Genomic DNA, 17,468 nt, shown 5'->3' with positions numbered 1-17,468 from the left:
CGGCTAGCTTCCGGAGGCCCGGGCCGCCGGCGCCTCCCGGTCGGCGACCGAGCGCTGGTAGGCCGCGATGTTGCGGCGGGTCTCGACCAGCGAGTCGCCGCCGAACTTCTCCAGGGCCGCGCGCGCGAGCACCAGCGCGACCATGGTCTCGACGACGACGCCGGCGGCCGGCACCGCGCACACGTCGGAGCGCTGGTGGATGGCCACGGCCTCGTCACCGGTGGCCAGGTCGACGGTGGCCAGCGCCCGCGGCACGGTGGAGATCGGCTTCATCGCGGCACGCACCCGCAGCGGCTGGCCGTTGGTCATCCCGCCTTCCAGCCCGCCGGCGCGGTTGGTGGAGCGCACCACGCCGTCCGGGCCGGGATACATCTCGTCGTGCGCGCGGCTGCCGCGGCGGCGTGCGGTTTCGAAGCCGTCGCCGATCTCGACTCCCTTGATGGCCTGGATGCCCATCACCGCGGCGGCCAGCTGGCTATCGAGGCGGTTGTCACCGCTGGTGAACGAGCCCAGCCCGACCGGCAGACCCAGCGCCACCACCTCGACGACACCGCCGAGGGTGTCGCCGTCCTTCTTGGCGGCCTCGATCTCGGAGATCATCGATTGCTCCGCCTGCTCGTCGTACGCGCGGACCGGGCTGGCGTCGATGGCGGGCAGGTCCTCGGCCCGCGGCGGCGGTCCGTCGTAGGGCGCCGACGCGCCGATCGAGATGACGTGGGAGATCACCTCCACACCCAGCGCCTGCCGCAGGAACGCGCGCGCGACGGTGCCGGCCGCGACCCGCGCGGCGGTCTCGCGGGCGCTGGCGCGCTCCAGCACCGGGCGGGCGTCGTCGAAGCCGTATTTGAGCATGCCCGCGTAGTCGGCGTGGCCGGGCCGCGGCCGGGTCAACGGTTCGTTGCGCGCGCTGTTCTCCAGTTCGGCGGGGTCGACGGGGTCCGCGGCCATCACGGTCTCCCACTTCGGCCATTCGGTGTTGCCGATCTCGATCGCGATGGGACCGCCCAGTGTGGTGCCGTGCCGAACCCCGGACAACAGGGTCACCGCGTCGCGCTCGAACTTCATCCGCGCACCCCGGCCATAGCCCAGCCGGCGGCGGGCCAGCTCGTCGGCGATTTCGGTCGAGGTGACTTCCACGCCGGCGACCATGCCTTCGACCAGGGCCACCAACGCGCGGCCATGGGACTCCCCAGCGGTGATCCAGCGCAACACCTGGATATCTTCCCACGCGCGCAGGCGTGGCCGACTCGAGACCGGACGACGTCGGGTCAGTTCAGCGCGGCCAGGGCCGTCGCGCCGGCCGTCGCCAGCACCATCGACGGACCGTGCGGAACGGCCCGCGCGCCGATCAGCACGGCGGCCAGCGCCGTCAGCAGCGGCGCGGTGATCGCCGCCAGGAACCACACTTGTGCGCCGAAGCAACCGGCCAGGCCGCCCAGGCCGAGCGCCAGCTTGACGTCACCGGCGCCCATCGCCGTCGGCGACAGCAGATGCAGCAGCAGATACGTCCCCGTCAGCGTCACCGCGCCGGCCAGCGCCCCGACGCCGTGGCCGGCGAGCGCGGCGCCGATCAGGATCGCCGCGGCGCCCGGCAAAGTCAGCAGGTTGGGCAGCCGCCGCTGCCGGACGTCGTAGCAGCTCAGGACCGCCATCCACGCCAGTGTCAGGCCGGTCAGCGCAATCCGCATGCGCGGCAGGCTAATTCACTCGGGGCGATGCGCAAGTCAGCCGCGGGCAAGCCCCGCGAGCGTCCCCAAAATGCCGAAAATTGCCGGGTCTGCCGTACATTTGAGCGCGCTCGGCGGCAGGAGAACTAATCCAACGCGCGGGCCATCGCCTCACGCGGGGCGGGCAGTCCGGTGAACTGTTCCACCTGCGCGAAGGCCTGGTGCAGCAGCATCTGCAAACCGCTGATCACCCGGCCGCCCGCCGCCTGCACCGCCGCGGCGAGCGGCGTGGGCCACGGGTGGTAGATCGCGTCCAGCAGGACCGGTACCGCCGCAAAAGCCGGGGCGTAGCGGGCTGCCACCTCGGCCGGAATGGTGCTGACCGCGGCCGCGGCGGCCGCGACCTCGTCGGCCAGCCCGTCATCGTCCAGGCCGCAGAACCGGACCGCCACCCCGACCCGGGCACCCAGGTCCACCAGCCGCGCCGCCTTCTCCGGATTGCGGGCCACCACCGTGATTTCCACGACGCCGAGCTGCGCCAACCCCACCACGGCGGCCGGCGCGGTGCCGCCCGATCCGACGACCAGCGCCCGCCCCGAGACCGGTCCCAGGGCGCCCGACACCCCGTCGACGTCGGTGTTGTCGGCCAGCCAGCCGCGCGGCGTGCGCACCAGCGTGTTAGCCGACCCGACCTGCTCGGCCCGCGGCGTGCGTTCGTCGGCGAACCGCAGCGCGGCGAACTTGCCCGGCATGGTCACCGACACGCCGACCCATTCCGGTCCCAAGCCGGCGACGAACCCGGGCAGCGCGTCGGCGTCGCATTCGATGCGGTCGTAGGTCCAGTCGGTCAGGCCCAGCGCGCGGTAGGCGGCCAGGTGCAGTTGCGGAGAGCGGGAATGGGCGATCGGCGAGCCCAGCACCCCGGCTTTTCTAGCGTGCGGAATCAAGGACACCGTTGCGTTTGGCCAGTTCGATGTTCGCCAGATGCTGCTGATAGTCCCGGGTGAACAGGGTGGTGCCCTGGGCGTCGATGGTGACGAAGTACAACCAGTCACCCGGCGCCGGACGCTCGGCGGCGCTCAGCGCCTCCACCCCCGGCGAACAGATCGCGGTGCGCGGCAACCCGTCGACCATGTAGGTGTTCCAGGGGGTGCGCTGCGCGCGGTCGGCGTCGGTGGTGGCCACCTCGCGGCGGTCCAGCGGATAGTTCACCGTCGAGTCGAACTCCAGCTTGCGGTGCTCGTGCAGCCGGTTGTAGATGACCTGCGCCACCTTCGCGAAGTCCTGCGCGTTGGCTTCCTGCTGCACCAGCGACGCGACGACGAGAATCTCGTAAGGCGACAGGTTCAACGACTTGGCGGTGTCGACCAACCCGGACGTCAGGTAGGACACGGCGCCGGCGCTGATCAGGTTGGACAGCGTTGTCTCCGCGGAAGCAGCCGGATCGATGTTGAAGGTGCCCGGCGCGATCAGACCCTCGAGCCGGCGATGGTCGTCGCCCTGTTCCTGCACCCGTTCCAGCGCCCAGTCCGGCACCAGCAGCGCGGCGGGGGTGCTCTTGCTGGCCGCGGTGCGCAGATCGGCCACCGCCAAACAACGTTGGTTGCCGTCCAAGTCGACGCAGGTGGCCCGTGAGATCAGCGTCAGGATGCCGGGGGTGGTCTTGTTGGTCTTCATGTCGGTGGTGTCGTCGAGTTGACGGCCCTCCGGGATGACCAGCCTGCCCACCCTGCTGCCCGGATCCGTAAGCCGCGCCACCGCGTTGGCCGCCGGGATCTCGGTGCGCATCCGGTAGTAACCGGGCTGAATGGACGTGATAGCTGCGTTGCCGTGGGCGGCGTCAACGAACGCGCGCACCGTGCGTACCACGCCGCGCTTGTGCAGCGTTTCCCCGACCGCCGTGGTGGAGTCGCCGGCCTGGATCTGGATGACGACGTCGCGCTTGCCGTTGCCGGTGAAGTCGTCGTCGTTGGAGGTCACCGCATGCCAGAGTTTCGAGCCGAGCAACACGGCCGCCACCACGACCACCACCAGCAGGCTGATGGCGAAACCGCCGGCGAAGCGACGCCGGCGGCGGCTGCGCTGCGCCCGTTTGCGTTCGGCGCGGCTCTTGCGGTGTCGGTTGGGCCCGACGGCGACGGGTTTGGCCCGGCTCGCGGCCTGGCCCTCTTCGAGGTCAGACATCGGTGGCCTGTTCGGCGGGCAGGGATCGGCGCTGGTCGAGCCAGCCCTGCAGGATCGCCACCGCGGCAGCCTGGTCGATCACCGCGCGTTGCTGCCTGGCGCGGACACCCGCCTCGCGCAGCGACCGCTGCGCGCTGACCGTGGTCAGCCGCTCGTCGGCGACGCGGACCGGGACCGGGGCCACCCGCTGCGCGAGCGCGTCGGCGACCTCGATGGCGTCCTGCGCGGATTGCCCGATCCGGTCAGCCAGCGTCCGCGGCAGGCCGACGATCACCTCCACGGCCTCCATCTCGGCGACCAACCCGGCCAGCCGGCGCAGATGCTTACCGGAACGGTCGCGACGTACGGTTTCCACCGGAGTGGCCAGGATGCCGTCCGGGTCGCTGACCGCCACCCCGATCCGCACGGTGCCCACGTCGACACCGATGCGCCGACCCCTCCCGGGATCTGATTCGCCCGGCCGATCCGGCTGGCGCTGCGGCGCGATCACTCAACCGACCCGCGCTATCTGTGCGCGCACCGCATCCAGGGCGGCATCGATACCGGCCGGGTTCTTCCCCGAGCCCTGCGCCAGGTCGGCCTTGCCGCCGCCACCGCCCTCGACCGCCACCGCCAGCTCCTTGACCAGCTCGTTGGCACTCAAACCGAGTTCCTGCGCAGCCGGGTTGGCCGCCACCGCATACGGCACTGTGGCGCCCTCGCCCTCGACGATCAGCACCACCACCGCCGGGTCGCTGCCCAGCTTGCCTCGGATGTCGCCGACCAGCGAGCGCAGATCAGCCGCCGTCGTTCCACTGGACATACGCTGCGCCACCAGACGGACGTTACCCACCCGCTCGGCTCCCGCGGCGGCATTTGCCGCAGCCGCTCGCGCAGTGGCCAGCCGGGCCCGTTCCAGTTCCTTCTCCGCAGCCTTGAGCCGCTCGACCAGGTTGGCCACCCGGGCCGGCACCTCCTCGGAGGGAACTTTCAGCGACGATGCCAGCCCGGCCATCAACGCGCGTTCCTTGGCCAGGTGCCGGAACGATTCCAGACCGACGTAGGCCTCCACCCGTCGCACGCCCGAGCCGATGGACGACTCACCCAAAATCGTCACCGGCCCGATCTGCGCCGAGTTGTGCACGTGGGTGCCGCCGCACAACTCCAGCGAGAACGGACCACCGATCTCCACCACCCGCACCTGCTCGGGATATGCCTCGCCGAACAGCGCCATCGCGCCCATCGCCTTGGCCTTGTCCAGCTGCTCGAGGAAGGTGTGCACTTCGAAATCGGCCTGGACGGCCTCGTTGGTGACCTCTTCGATCTGATTGCGCTGGTCCTCGGTGAGCGGGCCCTGCCAGTTGAAGTCGAAGCGCAGGTAGCCCGGGCGGTTCAGCGATCCGGCCTGAACGGCATTGGGACCCAACACTTGTCGCAGCGCGGCATGCACCATGTGGGTGCCGGAGTGGCCCTGGGTGGCGCCCTTGCGCCAGCCGGGATCGACGGCCGCGACGACGGTGTCGCCCTCGACGAACTCGCCCGATTCCACGTTGATCCGGTGCACGTGAACGGTTTTGGCGATCTTTTGCACGTCGGTGACGGCGGCTTTGGCGCTGCCGCCCGATCCGGTGCCGCTGATCGTTCCCGCATCGGCGATCTGTCCGCCCGATTCGGCGTAGAGCGGGGTGCGATCCAGAATCAGTTCGACGCGGTCCGCCTCGGCGCTGTCGGTGTGCGACACCACCGGGACCCGCTGGCCATCCACGAAGATGCCCAAAATCCTTGCCTGCGAGGTCAATTCGTCGAATCCGGTGAACTCGGTGGGACCGGCGTCGACCAGTTCGCGGTAGGCGCTCAGGTCGGCGTGCGCGTGCTTGCGGGCGGCCGCGTCGGCCTTCGCGCGCTGACGTTGCTCGGCCATCAACTCGCGGAAACCCGCCTCATCGACGCTCAACCCGGATTCCGCCGCCATCTCCAACGTGAGCTCGATCGGGAAGCCGTAGGTGTCGTGCAGCGTGAACGCATCCGAGCCCGAAACCAGGCCGGTGCCAGCGGATTTGGTGGCGCTGGCCACGTCGTCGAACAGTCGGGACCCCGACGCCAGCGTGCGGTTGAACGCGGTCTCCTCGGCGACCGCGATGCGGTTGATCCGGTCGAAGTCGCTGACCAACTCGGGGTAGGACGGGCCCATCGCGTCGCGCACGGTGGCCATCAGGTCTCCGACGATCGGGTCCTCGATACCGAGCAGCTTGGCCGAGCGGATCACCCGTCGCAGTAGGCGCCTCAGCACGTAACCGCGTCCGTCGTTGCCGGGGCTGACGCCGTCGCCGATCAGAATGGCTGCGGTGCGGCTGTGGTCGGCGATGATGCGGTAGCGCACGTCATCAGCGTGATTTCCGACGTCATAGGGTCGCGGCGCGCGGGCGGCCACCAGATCGATGACCGGGCGCAGCAGATCGGTCTCGTAGACGTTTGCCACGTTCTGCAGCACCAGCGCGATACGTTCCACACCCATGCCGGTGTCGATGTTCTTGCGCGGCAACGGCCCGAGGATCTCGTAGTCCTCCTTGGAGGTGCCCTCGCCGCGCTCGTTCTGCATGAAGACGAGGTTCCAGACCTCGAGGTAACGGTCCTCGTTGGCGATCGGGCCACCACCGACACCGAACTCCGGTCCTCGGTCGTAGTAGATCTCCGAGGACGGGCCGCACGGGCCGGGGATGCCCATCGACCAGTAGTTGTCGGCCATGCCACGGCGCTGGATCCGCTCGGGCGGCAGGTGCGCGATCTCCTGCCACAACCCGGCGGCCTCGTCGTCGTCCAGATAGACTGTGGCCCAGAGCTTTTCCGGGTCCAGGCCATAGCCACCCTCGACGACGTTGGTGGTCAGCAGGTCCCAGGCCAGCGCGATGGCCTCGCGCTTGAAGTAGTCACCGAAGCTGAAGTTGCCGGCCATCTGGAAGAACGTGTTGTGCCGGGTGGTGATGCCGACCTCGTCGATGTCCGGAGTGCGGATGCACTTCTGGATGCTGGTGGCCGTGGTGTATGGCGGCGTGCGCTGGCCCAGGAAGAACGGCACGAACTGCACCATGCCCGCGTTGACGAACAACAGGTTGGGGTCGTCAAGGATCACCGAGGCGCTGGGCACCTCGGTGTGTCCCGCCTTCACGAAATGATCAAGGAAACGCTTCCTGATCTCGTGTGTCTGCACTGTCGCTTCTTCCTTAAATCGGCACGGTTGCTTGACGTCAACACCAGCCTATTCGCCGAGGTTGGCCGCCGAACACGTATTTGCAGGCCCGCTCAGCCTGCCACTTACCCCTCGACGAAGCTCAACCGGACCGACCGCTTGGGGTTGTCGCGGTTGAGGTCGACCAGGACGACGCTCTGCCAGGTGCCCAGCAGCGGTTCGCCGCCGCTGACCGGCACGGTGACCGACGGCGAGACGATCGCCGGCAGCACATGGTCGGCGCCGTGGCCCGGGGAGCCGTGCGAGTGCCGGTAGCGCTCGTCGCGCGGCAGCAGCCGCTCCAGGGTGTCCACCAGGTCGTGATCGGAGCCGGCGCCGGTCTCGATGATCGCCACCCCGGCGGTGGCGTGCGGGACGAAGACGTTGCACAGACCGTCGGCGTGATTGCCGCAGAACGAGCGCACTTCGTCGGTCAGATCGACGATGCGGCGACGCGTGGTGTCGACCTCCAGCACATCGGTATCCATCCGACCAAGCCTACGGGCGAGGCTTGGGCGGCTGCCAATCCAGCATTGCCAGGGCTGTTGCGGAGGAGGAAGGTGAATGAGGGACCGGTGGCGCGCCGGGCGCCGCCCTGACAAGAGGGAGGGGCCGGCTGTGTACGCTCGCTCGACCACTATCCAGGCGCAACCTTCGTTGCTCACCATGGGCATCGCGCACATGCGCGAAGTCGTCCTGCCCACTGTTCAGGCGGTGGACGGCTGCCTGGGCATGTCGTTGTTGGTGGACCGGGAGACGGCCAGATGTGTGGCGACCACCGCGTGGGAATCGGAGGAGGCGTTGCGGGCCAGCGCCGAGCGGGTGTGGCCGGTGCGCAGTCGAGCCGTCAAGATTCTCGGGGGCAGCGCGGTGGTGGATCAGTGGCAGATCTCGGTGCTGCACCGCGCCCGCCGCTCGGGTCTGGGTGCCTGCGTGCGCGCCACCTGGCTCAAAGCCCGGCCCGAGCAGTTCGAGCACGCCGTCGATTTCTACAAGCTGGCCGTGTTGCCGGCCATCGAGGAGTTCGACGGCTTCTGCAGCGCCAGCGTGATGATCGACCGCGCCTCTGCGCGGGCGGTGGCGTCGGTGACCTATGACAGCCGCGAGGCGATGGAAAGGAGCAGCGACGCGGCCCGCTCGCTGCGCACGGCGATACTGCGCGACCTGAGCGTCGATCAGGACGACGTCGGCGAGTTCGAGCTGGCGATCGCGCGGCTGCGGGTGCCTGAGCTGGTCTAGGCCGCGAGAAGACGCAAAAGCCCCTCATTGTCGCGGGAAAAGGGTGCTTTTCCGTCTGCTCGGCGTCAAACACACACCTACGGCAGCGCGTCCCCGGGAAATCCCAGGCACGGGTGCACCTCGTAGGTGAACACCCCGGCGGCCACCCCCGGGTCGCCGGCCATGATCGCGTCGGTGTCCTCGACCGTCGCGGCGAAGACCCCGACTCCGCAGACGTCGGACTCATCGGTGGTCGGCAACACCACCGCCAGCACGCCCTCGTCGCGCAGCCCGAAGTTCCGGCGGCCGTGCTCCCAGATGAGCCCGGACGCTTCCTCGGTTCCGTACCCGGGTCCGCGTTTCAAGATGACGACGCTGTAGGCCTTGGCCGTTGCCAGCAGCGGTGCCATCTCCTCGTCGCTGAAGGTCTTCACGCCCGTCCCCGCCTCCCCCGAATGATGGCCCGCAACCGATCCAACCGTCCGGCGATCTCCCGCTCAGCACCCCGACCGGTGGGCCGATAGTAGTCCACCCCCGCCAACTCGTCCGGCGGATATTGTTGCGCCACAACGCCGTCCGGGTCGTCGTGGGAGTACTTGTAGCCCTGCGCGTTGCCCAGCGCGGCCGCACCGGAGTAGTGGCCGTCGCGCAGGTGAGCCGGCACCAGGCCCGCCTTGCCCGCCTTGATATCGCCCATCGCCGCCCCCAGTGCCGTCGTCACCGCGTTGGACTTCGGCGCCGTCGCCAGATGCACGGTGGCGTGCGCCAACGTCAACTGCGCCTCGGGCATACCGATCAGCGCGACCGTCTGCGCCGCCGCGACCGCCACCAGCAGGCCCGTCGAGTCCGCCATCCCGACGTCCTCGCTGGCCAGGATCATCAGCCGGCGGGCGATGAACCGCGGGTCCTCCCCCGCGACCAGCATGCGGGCCAGGTAGTGCAGCGCGGCGTCCACGTCCGAGCCACGTACCGACTTGATGAACGCGCTGACGACGTCGTAGTGCTGATCGCCGTCGCGGTCGTAGCGCACCGCGGCCCGATCCAGGGACTGTTCGACGGTTTCGACGGACACGTGATCCGAAGCCTCGGCAGCCACCTCCAGAGCGGTCAGCGCCCGGCGCGCATCGCCGGCGGCCAGCTGCACCAGCAGCTCGACGGCCTCGGGCGCGACCGTCACCTTGCCGCCCAGTCCGCGGGGGTCCTCGATCGCCCGCTGCACCACCGTGCGGATGTCGTCGGCGGTCAACGGCCGCAGTTGCAGGATCAACGATCGCGACAGCAGCGGCGCGACGACGGAGAACGACGGGTTTTCGGTGGTCGCCGCCACCAGCAGCACCACCCGGTTCTCCACCGCGGCCAGCAACGCGTCCTGTTGCGTTTTGGAGAACCGGTGCACCTCGTCGATGAACAGCACCGTCTGTTCGCCGGAAAGTGCACTCAGTCGCGCCTTCTCGATCACCGCCCGCACTTCTTTGACACCGGCCGACAACGCCGACAGAGCTTCGAAGCGGCGGCCGGTGGCCTGCGAGATCAGTGCCGCCAGCGTGGTCTTTCCGCTTCCCGGCGGACCGTAGAGGATCGCCGAGGCCATACCGGAGCCCTCGACCAGGCGACGCAACGGCGAACCCGCCGCCAGGAGGTGTTGCTGGCCGACCACTTCTTGCAACGACGCCGGACGCATCCGCACCGCGAGCGGCGAGGAGGCGCCGGTGGCGCTCAGGCCGGTCGATTCGGGTGCGCCGGGCAGGTCGAACAGACCGTCGGACACAAAATCAGGCATACCACGCAGCCCGGACAGGCCACCAATGCGCGCGATCCGGTCTCATATTTGCTAAGTTCCCGTTTGCTACGCCCGATGGACAGAGCCAGGCCCCGAACGAACAAGATCGAACTACGAGGCAACGAGGACAGCAATGAGCCAGCCGCCACCCTATCCAGGCAATCCGTCCGACCCTCAAGGCGGCAATCCTCCGGGCTACCCGCCGCCTCGCCACGGCGCGCCCCCGCCGCCACCCCCAGGCGGAGGCGGATATGGGCCACCCGGCGGCGGATACGGGGCGCCCGGTGGCGGATACGGGGCGCCCGGTGGCGGATACGGCGGGCCACCGCCAAGCTTCAGCCCGCCCCCGTCCGGGCCGGACTTCTCCAAGCCTCAAAGCCCCCCGTCCGGTGAGCCCGGTGGCTACCAAGCCCCCGGTTACAGCCCACCACCGCCTTCCTCGCCGCCCGGCGGTTACGGCGCTCCCCCGGCCGGTCTGGGCGGCGGTCCGGCCGGCCCGTACAGCGTCGGAGACGCCTTCAGCTGGGCGTGGGGCAAGTTCACCAAGAACGCCGCCGCGATGGCCGTGCCCGCCGCCATATTCGTCATCGGCATCGGCGTTGTCTTCGGCATCCTCTACGCGTCGTTCCTGGCAACGATGTTGAGTGGCGGTGAAACCACCTACGACCCGGAGACCGGGACGCGCATATGGCGCGCCAGTGACGCGAGTACCGGCGCGGGGTCGTTGATTTTCTTAGTGGTCCTGCTGATCCTGCTCGCCGCGGTCACCTTCTACATGCAGGCGTCTCTGACTTCCGGCAGCCTTGATGTCGCGGACGGACGGCCGGTCACGATCGGATCGTTCCTGAAGCCCCGCAATTTCGGCCCGGTCGTTCTCACCATGCTGCTGGTGGCGCTCGGCAATGCCATCGGCAGCCTCTTGTGTTACATACCCGGCCTCATTTTCGCGTTCCTCACGATGTTCGCGGTCCCATTCGCGATAGACAGATCCCTACCGCCGGTTGAGGCCATCAAAGCCAGCATCGCGACGACACGAGCCAACGTCGGACCCGCGTTACTGACCTGGCTCGTACAGGTTGCAGTGATGCTGGTCGGTGAATTCGCCTGCGGCATCGGTCTGATCGTCGCCGTCCCGGTCGCGATGCTGATCCAGGTCTACGCCTACCGCAAGCTGACCGGCGGCCAGGTGGCTCCGCTGGAGCAGGGCGGCCTGCCGCCGGGTCCGCCGCCCGGGCAATACCCCGGACAGCAGTATCCGGGTCAGCAATACTCGTAAAGGCGTCGATACGGGCCGTTCACACCGCAGCGGCCGAATGAACGAATGACTGCCGCCCGCAGCACAATCCGGAAACGGTGCGCGCTGCGGGCGGCTGTCTTGTGTGATGGGATCAGCACCTATGAGCATCAAAGTTGCACTGGAGCACCGCACCAGTTACACCTTTGACAAGCTGGTCCAGGTGTATCCGCACGTCGTGCGGTTGCGTCCGGCGCCTCATTCGCGCACGCCGATCGAGGCCTATTCGCTGCGGGTGGACCCCGGTGAGCACTTCATCAACTGGCAGCAGGACGCGCTGGGAAACTTCCTGGCGCGGCTGGTCTTCCCCAAACCGACCCAACGCCTCAGCATCACCGTCGGATTGATCGCCGACCTCAAGGTGATCAACCCGTTCGACTTCTTCATCGAGGACTGGGCCGAGACGTGGGACGCGGGCAGATCTTTGTACCCCAAGGCGCTGGCCCACGATCTGGAACCGTTCATGCGGCCGGTCGACGAAGACGGCGACGGGTCGGGTCCCGGCGACCTGGCCCGGGCCTGGGTCCGGAACTTCGCGGTGCCCGATGGCACCCGCACCATCGACTTCCTGGTCGCGCTCAACCACGCGATCAACGCCGACGTCAGCTACAGCCTGCGGATGGAACCCGGCGTTCAGACACCGGATTTCACGCTGCGCAGCGGCGTCGGTTCCTGTCGGGACTCGGCGTGGCTGCTGGTGTCGATCCTGCGGCAACTCGGGTTGGCCGCCCGGTTCGTGTCGGGTTATCTGGTGCAGTTGGCGTCCGACGTCGAAGCCTTGGACGGCCCGTCGGGACCGGCCGCCGACTTCACCGACCTGCATGCGTGGACCGAGGTGTACATCCCGGGCGCGGGCTGGATCGGACTGGACCCGACGTCCGGTCTGTTCGCCGGCGAAGGCCACATCCCGCTGGCAGCGACGCCGCATCCGTCGTCGGCGGCGCCGATCACCGGCAGCACCGATCCGTGTACTTCGATCCTGGAGTACTCCAACACCGTCACCCGGGTCCACGAAGACCCGCGCGTGACGCTGCCCTACACCGACGACGCCTGGGCCTCGATCTGCGCGGTGGGCCGCCAGGTCGACCAGCGGCTGGCCGCCGGCGATGTGCGGCTGACGGTCGGCGGTGAGCCGACGTTCGTGTCGGTGGACAACCAGGTCGACGAGGAGTGGCGTACCGCCGCCGACGGGCCCCACAAGCGGCGCCTGGCTTCGGAACTGGCCGCGCGGCTCAAGGCGCAGTGGGCGCCGCAGGGGCTGGTCCAGCGCAGCCAGGGCAAGTGGTACCCCGGCGAGCCGTTGCCGCGCTGGCAGATCGGGCTGTACTGGCGCGCCGACGGTCGCGCGCTGTGGACCGACGAGAGGCTGCTGGCCGACCCGTGGGCGGACGAACGGCCAGGACCGGTCGATGAGGGGACCGGGGGCGAGGTGTTGTCGACGATCGCCGAGGGTCTGGGCCTGCCGGGCACCCAGGTCCGCCCCGCCTATGAGGACCCGCTGGCGCGACTGGCGTCGGAGGTGCGGTTGCCGGACGGGGATCCGGTGGCGCCGACCGACGACCTGGTCCCGGGTCACGGCGACGAGTCGAGCCCTGGTGCGCTGGTGCTGGGCCTGGACGAATCCGTCACGACGCCAGCGGCTTACGTGCTTCCGTTGCACCGCCGCGAGGACGGCTCCGGTTGGGCCAGCGCGGACTGGCGACTGCGCCGCGGCCGTCTGGTGCTCACCGCGGGCGATTCGCCGGCCGGGCTGCGGCTGCCGCTGGATTCGATCAGCTGGCGCCCGCCACCCACGACGTTCGAGGTCGACCCCGGGACCGTCGGCAAGACGCTGACGCCGGAACCGCAGAGCGCGGATCGCGCGGTGGTGACCGACCCGGAGGGCGCGCCGACGACCGCGCTCGTCGCCGAGGTACGCGACGGGTTGTTGTACATCTTCCTGCCGCCCATCGCGGCATTGGAGGACTTCGTCGACCTGCTCAGCCGGGTGGAGACCGCAGTCGCCAAGGCCGACTGCCCGGTTGTGATCGAGGGTTACAGCCCGCCGACCGACCCGCGGCTGATCTCGACGACGGTCACCCCGGACCCCGGTGTGATCGAGGTGAACGTCGCGCCGACGGCCAGTTTCGACGAGCAGCGACAGCAGCTGGAAACGCTGTACGAAGAAGCGCGGCAGGCCCGGCTGTCCACCGAGTCGTTCGACATCGACGGCACCCACGGCGGCACCGGCGGAGGCAACCACATCACTCTCGGGGGTGTCACGCCCACCGACTCACCGCTGCTGCGCCGCCCGGACCTGCTGGTGTCGTTGCTGACCTACTGGCAGCGGCACCCGTCGCTGTCTTATGTGTTCGCCGGCCGGTTCGTCGGCACCACCTCCCAGGCGCCGCGCGTCGACGAGGGCCGGGCGGAATCGCTGTACGAGTTGGAGATTGCGTTCGCCGAGATCGCGCGGCTCTCGGCGGGCGGCGGGGCGAAACCATGGGTGACCGACCGGGCGCTGCGGCATCTGCTGACCGACATCACCGGCAACACCCATCGCGCCGAGTTCTGTATCGACAAGCTGTACAGCCCGGAGGGTCCCCGCGGCCGGCTCGGTCTGCTCGAGCTGCGCGGCTTCGAGATGCCGCCGCACCTGCGGATGGCGATGGTGCAGTCGCTGCTGGTGCGCTCGCTGGTGGTGTGGTTCTGGGAACAGCCGCTGCGTGCTCCCCTGATCCGCCACGGCGCCAATTTGCACGGCCGATACCTGTTGCCGCACTTCCTCATTCACGACATCGCTGACGTGGCCGCCGACCTGCGCGCCCAGGGCGTCCCGTTCGAGACCAGCTGGCTGGACCCGTTCACCGAGTTCCGCTTCCCGCGCATCGGCACCGCGGTGTTCGACGGCGTGGAGGTCGAGCTGCGCGGGGCCATCGAACCGTGGAACACCCTCGGTGAGGAGTCGACCGCCACTGGCACCGCCCGCTACGTGGACTCCTCGGTCGAGCGCGTTCAGGTCCGCGTCATCGGCGCCGATCGCCATCGCTATGCGGTGACCTGCAACGGCTACCCCGTCCCGTTGCTGGCCACCGACAATCCCGACATCCACGTCGGCGGGGTGCGGTTCAAGGCGTGGCAGCCGCCCAGCGCTCTGCACCCCACCATCTCCACCGACGTCCCGCTGCAGTTCGAGTTGATCGACCTGACCACCGGAACCTCGCGCGGCGGCTGCACCTACCACGTCGCACACCCCGGCGGTCGGGCCTACGACGAACCGCCGATCAACGCCGTGGAAGCCGAGTCGCGCCGGGCCCGCAGATTCGAGGCGACCGGTTTCACCCCCGGCAAGCTCGACCTCGCGGGCCTCCGGGAGAAACAGGCGCGTTTGTTCACCGATGTCGGCGCGCCGGGAATCCTCGATCTGCGACGCGTGCGTACCGTGCAGCAGTAGTGACAGTCGGCATGAGCGTGAGTGGGTCGGCGGTGGTCGCCGGGGACCGTCGCTACGACGTCGACCGCCTGTTGGCCGGGTACCGCACCGCCCGCACCCAGGAGGCGCTGTTCGAACTGCGCGACGGTCCCGGCGTGGGCTACGACGAGTTCGTCGACGCCGACGGCAACATCCGGCCCGGCTGGGACGAGCTGGCCGACGCGATCGGCGAGCGCGGCCGCAGTGGACTGGACCGGCTCCGTTCGGTGGTGCACAGCCTGATCGACCACGACGGCATCACCTACACCGGGGTCTCGGACGCCCAGGCCGCCCGCGAACTGCCCGTCGGGCACGGTCCCGAGCCCGGTCCGTGGCGGCTGGACACGCTGCCGCTGGTGGTTTCCGCCGCCGATTGGGACGTGCTGGAAGCCGGCCTGGTGCAGCGCTCCCGGCTCCTGGACGCCGTGCTGGCCGACCTGTACGGGCCGCGCAACCTGCTGACCGAGGGTTTGTTGCCGGCCCAGCTGGTGTTCGCCCACCCGGGTTACCTGCGGCCCGCCACCGGAATCAAGGTGCCCGGCCACCATCAGCTGTTCATGCACGGCTGCGATGTCAGCCGGCTCTCCGACGGCAGCTTCTGCGTCAACGCCGACTGGACCCAGGCACCGTCGGGCGCCGGCTACGCGTTGGCCGACCGGAGGGTGCTGGCACACGCGATCCCCGACCTCTACGAACGGATCGCGCCCCGGGCGACCACGCCGTTCGCCCAGGCGCTGCGGCTGGCGCTGATCGACGCCGCGCCCGACGTGGTGCAGGACCCGGTGGTGGTGGTGCTGAGCCCCGGGATCTATTCCGAGACCGCGTTCGACCAGGCGTATCTGGCCACGCTGCTGGGGTTCCCGTTGGTGGAGAGCGCGGATCTGGTGGTCCGCGAAGGCAAGTTGTGGATGCGCTCGCTGGGCACGCTGAAACAGGTCGATGTGGTGTTGCGCCGGGTCGACGCGGCCTACGTGGATCCTTTGGATCTTCGCGCTGATTCGCGGCTCGGGGTGGTCGGACTCGTCGAGGCGCTGCACCGGGGCGCGGTGACCGTGGTCAACACGCTGGGCAGCGGGTTCCTGGAAAGCCCTGGGCTGCTTCGATTTCTGCCCGAGTTGGCCGAGCGCCTACTGGGCGAAGAGCCGCTGCTGCAGACCACGCCGGTCTACTGGGGAGGCATCGCAGCCGAGCTCTCCCACGTGTTGGCGAATCTGTCGTCGCTGTTGATCAGGCCGGTAGACGGCGGGGAAACCGTTGTCGGGCCGACGCTTTCGTCCGCGCAGCTGAGCCGGCTGGCTGCCCGCATCGAGACCGCGCCGTGGCGCTGGGTCGGTCAGCAGTTGCCGACGTTCTCCACCGCGCCCACCGATCATGCTGGCGTGCTGTCCTCGGGGGGTGTCGGGATGCGGTTGTTCACCGTCGCCCAACGCGGCGGCTATGCGCCGATGATCGGCGGCCTGGGCTACGTGGTGGCCCCCGGGCCGGCCGGGTACACGATGAAAACCGTTGCAGCCAAGGATGTCTGGGTGCGCCCGACGGAGCGCGCGACCGCCGAGACGGTCAGCCTGCCGTCGGCGCCGCAACCGGTCAAGACCGGCGCGGGCACCTGGGGGGTCAGTTCGCCGCGGGTGTTGTCGGATCTGTTCTGGATGGGGCGCTACGGCGAACGTGCGGAGAACATGGCCCGGCTGCTGATCGTCGCGCGGGAGCGCTACCACGTCTACCGGCACCACCAGGACAGCGAGGAAAGCGAATGCGTCCCGGTGCTGATGGCGGCGCTGGGCCGCATCACCGGCACCGACACCGGGGCGGGCGGCGATCACGCCGAGATGATCGCGGTGACCCCGTCGACGCTGTGGTCGATGACCGTGGACCTGGCCCGTCCGGGATCGTTGATCCAATCGGTGGAAGGTCTGGCGTTGGCGGCCCGGGCGGTGCGCGACCAGCTGTCCAACGACACCTGGATGGTGCTGGCCAATGTCGAACGCGCCGTGGCGCTTCGCGCCGATCCGCCGCAGTCGCTGGCCGAAGCGGATGCCCTGCTCGCCGCCGCCCAGTCGCAGGCGCTGGCCGGCATGTTGACGCTGTCGGGAGTGGCCGGCGAGTCGATGGTCCGCGACGTCGGCTGGACGATGATGGACATCGGCAAACGCATCGAGCGCGGACTGTGGTTGACCGCGCTGCTGGCCGACACGCTGACCACCGTGCGCGGAACCGTCGCCGAACAGTCCATCGTCGAGGCGACGCTGATGGCCTGCGAGTCCTCGGTGATCTACCGACGCCGCACGCTGGGCAAGGTCAGCGTCGCCGCGGTCACCGATCTGATGCTGTTCGACCCGCAGAACCCGCGGTCGCTGCTTTATCAGCTGGAACGGTTGCGGGCCAACCTCAAAGACCTGCCCGGTTCGTCGGGATCGTCGCGCCCCGAACGCATCGTCGACGAGATCGGCACCCGGTTGCGCCGATCCGATCCCGCCGAACTGGAAGAGCTCGTCGACGGCCATCGCGAGGAGCTGGCCGAGTTGCTCACCTGGGTGCACGCCGCGCTGCGCGACCTGGCCGACGCGCTCGCCGCGACGCAGTTGGCGCTGCCCGGTGGCATGCAGCCCCTGTGGGGTGGCCCCGACGAGCGCCGCACGATGCCCGCCTAACGTTGCGCGAGCAGACGC

At 69.3% G+C, this 17,468-nt stretch carries 13 protein-coding genes; 4 read left to right on the top strand and 9 right to left on the bottom strand.

What is annotated here, in order from left to right:
- Positions 1 to 3: 3 nt before the first annotated feature.
- The 7 genes from aroC to AC5Y46_RS00815 form a co-directional block, all read right to left on the bottom strand.
- Positions 4 to 1,212: a chorismate synthase gene (gene aroC, locus AC5Y46_RS00845; protein WP_499944471.1), complete on the bottom strand. Its 1,209-nt coding sequence runs from the start codon at positions 1,210 to 1,212 to the stop codon at positions 4 to 6.
- Between the two features lie 56 nt (positions 1,213 to 1,268).
- The gene (locus AC5Y46_RS00840; RefSeq protein ID WP_499944470.1) at positions 1,269 to 1,688 is read right to left on the bottom strand and encodes a prepilin peptidase; all 420 of its coding nucleotides are present in this window, start codon (positions 1,686 to 1,688) and stop codon (positions 1,269 to 1,271) included.
- Positions 1,689 to 1,813: 125 nt separating this feature from the next.
- On the bottom strand, positions 1,814 to 2,614 hold the full coding sequence (locus tag AC5Y46_RS00835; RefSeq protein ID WP_499944469.1) for a shikimate dehydrogenase: 801 nt from the start codon (positions 2,612 to 2,614) through the stop codon (positions 1,814 to 1,816).
- Entirely contained in the window at positions 2,598 to 3,851 is a 1,254-nt protein-coding gene (mltG, locus tag AC5Y46_RS00830; RefSeq protein ID WP_499944468.1) for an endolytic transglycosylase MltG, read from the bottom strand. Before mltG ends, AC5Y46_RS00835 begins: the two co-directional genes overlap by 17 nt.
- Positions 3,844 to 4,341, bottom strand: a complete 498-nt coding sequence (gene ruvX / locus AC5Y46_RS00825) for a Holliday junction resolvase RuvX (RefSeq protein WP_499944467.1) — start codon at positions 4,339 to 4,341, stop codon at positions 3,844 to 3,846. Before ruvX ends, mltG begins: the two co-directional genes overlap by 8 nt.
- The gene (gene alaS, locus AC5Y46_RS00820) at positions 4,342 to 7,038 is read right to left on the bottom strand and encodes an alanine--tRNA ligase (protein WP_499944466.1); all 2,697 of its coding nucleotides are present in this window, start codon (positions 7,036 to 7,038) and stop codon (positions 4,342 to 4,344) included.
- Positions 7,039 to 7,142: 104 nt separating this feature from the next.
- The gene (locus AC5Y46_RS00815) at positions 7,143 to 7,532 is read right to left on the bottom strand and encodes a secondary thiamine-phosphate synthase enzyme YjbQ (RefSeq protein ID WP_499944595.1); all 390 of its coding nucleotides are present in this window, start codon (positions 7,530 to 7,532) and stop codon (positions 7,143 to 7,145) included.
- A 142-nt stretch (positions 7,533 to 7,674) separates the two neighbouring features.
- Here AC5Y46_RS00815 and AC5Y46_RS00810 point away from each other — a divergent pair, with 142 nt between their 5' ends.
- Complete coding sequence (locus AC5Y46_RS00810; protein ID WP_499944465.1) at positions 7,675 to 8,295, top strand: antibiotic biosynthesis monooxygenase; 621 nt, start codon at positions 7,675 to 7,677, stop codon at positions 8,293 to 8,295.
- Positions 8,296 to 8,372: 77 nt separating this feature from the next.
- On the opposite strand, the gene AC5Y46_RS00805 is transcribed toward AC5Y46_RS00810, so the two are convergent.
- Positions 8,373 to 8,708: a YciI family protein gene (locus AC5Y46_RS00805; RefSeq protein WP_499944464.1), complete on the bottom strand. Its 336-nt coding sequence runs from the start codon at positions 8,706 to 8,708 to the stop codon at positions 8,373 to 8,375.
- Positions 8,705 to 10,054 carry a replication-associated recombination protein A gene (locus AC5Y46_RS00800; RefSeq protein ID WP_499944463.1) on the bottom strand — a complete coding sequence of 450 codons (1,350 nt, stop codon included), beginning with the start codon at positions 10,052 to 10,054 and terminating at the stop codon, positions 8,705 to 8,707. The genes AC5Y46_RS00805 and AC5Y46_RS00800 overlap by 4 nt, the downstream gene beginning before the upstream one ends.
- A 133-nt stretch (positions 10,055 to 10,187) precedes the next feature.
- Here AC5Y46_RS00800 and AC5Y46_RS00795 point away from each other — a divergent pair, with 133 nt between their 5' ends.
- The 3 genes from AC5Y46_RS00795 (at position 10,188) to AC5Y46_RS00785 (ending at position 17,450) form a co-directional block, all read left to right on the top strand.
- Complete coding sequence (locus AC5Y46_RS00795) at positions 10,188 to 11,330, top strand: DUF2189 domain-containing protein (RefSeq protein WP_499944462.1); 1,143 nt, start codon at positions 10,188 to 10,190, stop codon at positions 11,328 to 11,330.
- A gap of 121 nt (positions 11,331 to 11,451) precedes the next feature.
- The gene (locus AC5Y46_RS00790; RefSeq protein ID WP_499944461.1) at positions 11,452 to 14,781 is read left to right on the top strand and encodes a transglutaminase family protein; all 3,330 of its coding nucleotides are present in this window, start codon (positions 11,452 to 11,454) and stop codon (positions 14,779 to 14,781) included.
- A gap of 11 nt (positions 14,782 to 14,792) precedes the next feature.
- A complete protein-coding gene (locus AC5Y46_RS00785; protein WP_499944460.1) occupies positions 14,793 to 17,450 on the top strand; it encodes a circularly permuted type 2 ATP-grasp protein in 2,658 nt (885 codons plus the stop codon).
- Positions 17,451 to 17,468 lie beyond the last annotated feature (18 nt).

It is taken from the genome of Mycobacterium sp. NGS59 (genome assembly GCF_059812345.1).
This window is presented reverse-complemented; position numbering and strand designations above follow the sequence as displayed.

Excerpts from the sequence above, each read along its gene's own strand:
- mltG (WP_499944468.1), bottom strand. The coding sequence starts at position 3,851 with ATGTCTGACCTCGAAGAGGGCCAGGCCGCGAGCCGGGCCAAACCCGTC.
- AC5Y46_RS00785 (WP_499944460.1), top strand. The coding sequence starts at position 14,793 with ATGAGCGTGAGTGGGTCGGCGGTGGTCGCCGGGGACCGTCGCTACGAC.
- AC5Y46_RS00840 (WP_499944470.1), bottom strand. The coding sequence starts at position 1,688 with ATGCGGATTGCGCTGACCGGCCTGACACTGGCGTGGATGGCGGTCCTG.
- AC5Y46_RS00795 (WP_499944462.1), top strand. The coding sequence starts at position 10,188 with ATGAGCCAGCCGCCACCCTATCCAGGCAATCCGTCCGACCCTCAAGGC.
- AC5Y46_RS00800 (WP_499944463.1), bottom strand. The coding sequence starts at position 10,054 with ATGCCTGATTTTGTGTCCGACGGTCTGTTCGACCTGCCCGGCGCACCC.
- AC5Y46_RS00790 (WP_499944461.1), top strand. The coding sequence starts at position 11,452 with ATGAGCATCAAAGTTGCACTGGAGCACCGCACCAGTTACACCTTTGAC.